Genomic DNA, 4,361 nt, shown 5'->3' on the forward strand with positions numbered 1-4,361 from the left:
CCTGGAGGGCCCCAGAATATCATTGAGCGCAAGTTACTTGTGCCCAGCATTTTAGTTATTACGCCGTCTGGACCAAGAAGGTGAGCTTGGCCTACAAAGTCCTCAAAGACTGTTGGGCGCATTCTCTCCGCAAGAGGCTTTGAATCCTCAGGCGGCTTAAACAAAGAGGGATTAGAACTGATGTCCATAAATAGAGATTAGAGGGTTAATTAAAATAAATCAACACGCTTAATCAGTAATTACGCAGTTTTATCAACATCTTTTAGAGCAAAGGAGAATATTAATAGCGATAATCCGTTGATGAGGAAATATATTCCTACTAATAGGCCTAGGACAAAAGCGCTGCTCTCAGGAAACTCTCCCCAGATCATAATTGCTAAAATCACTGAGGCAACACCGCTCACGAGGATCCATATCCAGTTCTGGGCAGGCTTAACTTGGAATGCATTTATTATCTTAAAAAACCCTTCAACTAATAGAAAAGCCGCAAGCAAAAGAGTAAGTGCAATAATTCCTTCTTTAAGGTTGGTCACAAGCAGAATGCCGACTATTAAATACAAAATGCCGCTAAGTAGTATTAAAATCAGATTCTTCCAATTGCCTGAGAAAAATGATCCTACAATTGAAACTATTCCTGCAAATAGCAAGATATAACCTAGAAGCAGTTCAACTGCAATGGTTGCAGCCATTGGAAAACCGATTGCAATCCATCCGAATATTACGTAAATAATGCCTAAAACCAGCAACCATCCCCTGTGAGCGCTTAGGCGCTGAACTACGCTATTATCAGTCATTTAATACTCCTCCTTTGTTTTCATTAAACAATTGTGGGTGTTTATTACCTACTGCCTGACAAAAGATTATATGATTATACTTTATATGCAATTTAATCGCTTATTCCTAAGATGGACTTTATTTTTGGCATATCTTTGTTCTCTGAAAGCATAAGAAGCTTGTCTTGCGCTTCTATAACCGTGGCCCCGCTCGGAACTATGGAATTACTATCTCTTTTTATAAGTATAATTATGGCGCTCTTTGGCAGTCCAAGCTCGACGACTTGAAGCCCTACCGCATTTGAGTTCTGAGGGATTACTAGCTCAGTTTTCTGGCTATTCTCATCGTAGGTAAATTCAAACTCAACGTGATCAGTTTTCGTCTTTGAGTCCGGCACGTCAACCCCAAAAAGCTTAGCCGCAAATGGAATAGTAGTTCCCTGAATAAGAACTGAGGTTATGACAATAAAGAATACGATATTGAATAGAACATCGGCCTTGGGAACACCCGCTAAGAGAGGAAATGTTGCCAAAATAATAGGAACGGCGCCCCTTAGCCCTACCCAGGAAATAAATGTTTTCTCTTTAAGATTTATTTTACCAAATGGAAGAGATACAAACACTCCGAGCGGGCGTGCTATAAAAATTAAAAACAGCGATATGCAAATTCCTGCAAATGCCACAGGGAATAGCTGAGAAGGAAAAACCAACAGTCCGAGTATAAGGAACATTGTAATCTGCATTAACCATGCAAGCCCATCATGAAAACGCGTCAAGCTCTGTTTGTTTACAAACTCACTTCCGCCCATCATAAGCCCTGCTATATATACAGCCAAAAAACCGCTACCGCCGATCCAAGCAGTAAGGCCATATGTGAATAACACCAAAGAGAGGGTTAGTACAGGATAAAGACCCTCATAATCAAGCCTTAGTCTATTAACCTTAAAAACTATCACTTTTCCCATAACAAACCCTATGATTATTCCTAAGACCATCTGCTGAACTAGAAGAAAAATCATGCTCCAAATTGATGCTTCGGGATTGGTGATAAGATGGATAAATCCGAGTGTAAGAATAACGGCCATAGGGTCGTTACTGGCTGATTCAAATTCTAGCAGATCCTTGATACTACTTTTTAGCTGTGTGCCGCTTGAGCCTATGACAGAAAATACAGCAGCGGCATCTGTAGAAGAAACAATCGCGCCCAGAAGTAAGGCGGATAAGAGAGAAAATTCAAAGAAATAATGCACAAATAAGCCAACTAATATGGCTGTTAAGAAAACCCCTACGGTTGAGAGTGAAATCCCGGTCCACAGAACAGGCCTTACCTGTCCCCAGCTGGAATGAAGCCCACCAGAGAAGATAATGAAGGCAAGTGCAATTACTCCAAGTAGCTGAGCGGCCCATGCATCATCAAACTCAACTCCTCCTGGGCCTTCAGAGCCTGCCACCATGCCGACTAATATAAAAATAATAAGAGCGGGTACGCTTAGTTTTGAGGCAACTTTACTGGCGAGAATACTCAGCAGCAATAATACAGATGCGCCAAATAGTATGAATTCAATTGAATAGTCCAATGAATTACATCATCCTCCGTGAAATAAAATAAATTATGATCACAAATGGATGTATTTACAACGCATCATACCATTATAGCTATAAATCAATATAGAGCTTCTACAAGATTTACTCTGCTCTGGTCAGTGTAATAGTTGTTGCCTCATCCATGGCTTTACCATCTTGATACGGAGTCCATCTTTGTGTCATTGTGTTATCGTCTACAAAAGTAAACACAGCTGAATGCATGTGCATATCTTTTGATGAATCCATATTCGTTCCGCCTATATAGTCAAACTCTATTGTGTTTTCTCCAGAATCTTTTAATCCTAATACTGGCTGGTTTTTAAGCATACAGAAGTGCTTCATTACAAGTTTTCCATCCTCTTCGTAATATATAGAAACCATCTCCATCGGGGTTCCAGGACCATGGGTTTCTATAACAGCGCTTCCTCCTGCAGTAGTCTTATACTCAATTGTCACAGGCACATCTTCTCCGTGCATCTTTCCCATACCTGTCCAGGTGCCAGACAATGCTTTCATCTGTTCAAGCTCAGCTGATCCGGTGTAGGGCTTCATATAGTCCATTTCGGCCTCTTTGCTAGGATCAGCAACGGTAGAACTGATAAAACTAAAAATCAGACAAATAGTAATAAGTGAGAATGTAAAATATCTAGACATAAAACACCTCCTTACTTGTATAGTAAAAATTGTAATCTATTTTCTTATGCGCTCATAGTACTTTTCAGCCTGTCCAGACAACCGTTCCAACCGCCCTGGTGGTTCTCTCTCATCTCGTCATTTGGCAATAGATCATGAGAGACCTTGACTTCAGTGACCCCATCTTTTTCAGAAAACGTCACCGATACAACCGTATTTTCCACAAAGTCAGAGTTCCAGCTAAAGACTAATTTATCTGGCGGGCTTATTTCCATATACTCTCCAATATGTGTGTAAACCTCCCCATTTTTATTATGCATTTTAAGCACATACCCTCCCCCAACATGAAATGTGTTTGAGACCTCAACACTCATGTCTTCATCTGGGTAAAACCACTTTGACATTATCTGGGGGTTTGTAAATGCTTCGAAAAGCTCCTGCTTGGACGCCTTTATTAATTTGGTTACAACTACGGGGTTCACGCTCATTTTTTACCTCCCTGCTTTTTTCGTTTTTCAATATATTTTTCAAGCGCATCAAGCCTCTTCTCCCAAAAGGCTTTGTACTTGTCTATGAGTTCTGATATTTGGCTTAAATGCTGGTAGTTAAACTTGCAGTACTTTGTTCTGCCCTTTTTCTCCTGGCTAACAAGCCCGGACTTAACCAAAACCTGAATATGTTTTGACACACCCTGAAGAGAAATTTCATATTTCTCAGCAAGCTCATTTACAGTGAGGTCTTTCTTTGTCAGCTCTAAAACAATGTCTCTTCTAGTTGCATTTGATAATGCATAAAAAACTCTGTCTGTTAATTCAGCCTTATTATCAACCATGCGGTTGATTATAATATATTCCAACTTTATTGTCAACCATTTAGTTGATTATTAATAATTAATGATATTGGAATCAAGAAACTAGATGATATTATATTGACGGTTATGAAACTGTTATCTCTGCTCACAGCAGTTCTTCTGCTCACTTGTCTAAATGCATTTGCTAATGAGAAAAGCAATTCTGAGGCAATTGGCGCATATACTGCTGGTTGTATACGAAATTCTGCGGCCCTTGATCTAAACGGTGAAGGGTTTCAGGTCATCCGCCCCAGCAGAGGTAGGTACTACGGGCACCCAGAGACAATAGAATTCATAGAGTATATAAGCGCTAAGGCAAAGAATGATCATGGCGCAACCCTTTTGATTGCAGACATTTCTCAGAAAACCGGCGGCCCAATGCCGGACGACCATAGCAGTCATCAAATAGGCCTTGATGCGGATATTCTTCTATGGCAGCACCCGATCGCTACCAAACACACACTCACCACAACCCAGCGCGAGCACATACATCCACAGTCAGTTTTAAATGATACAAAAAC

6 protein-coding genes are annotated in these 4,361 nt (G+C 40.4%); 1 reads left to right on the forward strand and 5 read right to left on the reverse strand.

Annotation, left to right across the window (positions count from 1 at the left end; all coding sequences use genetic code 11):
* Positions 1-239: 239 nt before the first annotated feature.
* The 5 genes from AAF462_10370 to AAF462_10390 all read right to left on the reverse strand — a co-directional run bounded on the left by AAF462_10370 (position 240) and on the right by AAF462_10390 (position 3,846).
* On the reverse strand, positions 240-794 hold the full coding sequence (locus AAF462_10370; protein ID MEM7009526.1) for a DUF308 domain-containing protein: 555 nt from the start codon (positions 792-794) through the stop codon (positions 240-242).
* A 92-nt stretch (positions 795-886) separates the two neighbouring features.
* Positions 887-2,350, reverse strand: a complete 1,464-nt coding sequence (locus AAF462_10375) for a potassium/proton antiporter (GenBank protein MEM7009527.1) — start codon at positions 2,348-2,350, stop codon at positions 887-889.
* A 109-nt stretch (positions 2,351-2,459) separates the two neighbouring features.
* Positions 2,460-3,011, reverse strand: a complete 552-nt coding sequence (locus tag AAF462_10380) for a hypothetical protein (GenBank protein MEM7009528.1) — start codon at positions 3,009-3,011, stop codon at positions 2,460-2,462.
* 44 nt (positions 3,012-3,055) lie between these two features.
* A complete protein-coding gene (locus AAF462_10385; GenBank protein MEM7009529.1) occupies positions 3,056-3,478 on the reverse strand; it encodes an SRPBCC domain-containing protein in 423 nt (140 codons plus the stop codon).
* The gene (locus tag AAF462_10390; GenBank protein MEM7009530.1) at positions 3,475-3,846 is read right to left on the reverse strand and encodes a metalloregulator ArsR/SmtB family transcription factor; all 372 of its coding nucleotides are present in this window, start codon (positions 3,844-3,846) and stop codon (positions 3,475-3,477) included. The genes AAF462_10385 and AAF462_10390 overlap by 4 nt, the downstream gene beginning before the upstream one ends.
* A gap of 81 nt (positions 3,847-3,927) precedes the next feature.
* On the opposite strand from AAF462_10390, the gene AAF462_10395 reads away from it, so the two are divergent.
* A partial coding sequence (locus AAF462_10395; protein MEM7009531.1) for a penicillin-insensitive murein endopeptidase occupies positions 3,928-4,361 on the forward strand: 434 nt, incomplete at its 3' end.

The sequence above is a fragment of the Thermodesulfobacteriota bacterium genome (assembly GCA_039028315.1).
Lineage (GTDB): Bacteria > Desulfobacterota_D > UBA1144 > Nemesobacterales > UBA2774 > CR02bin9.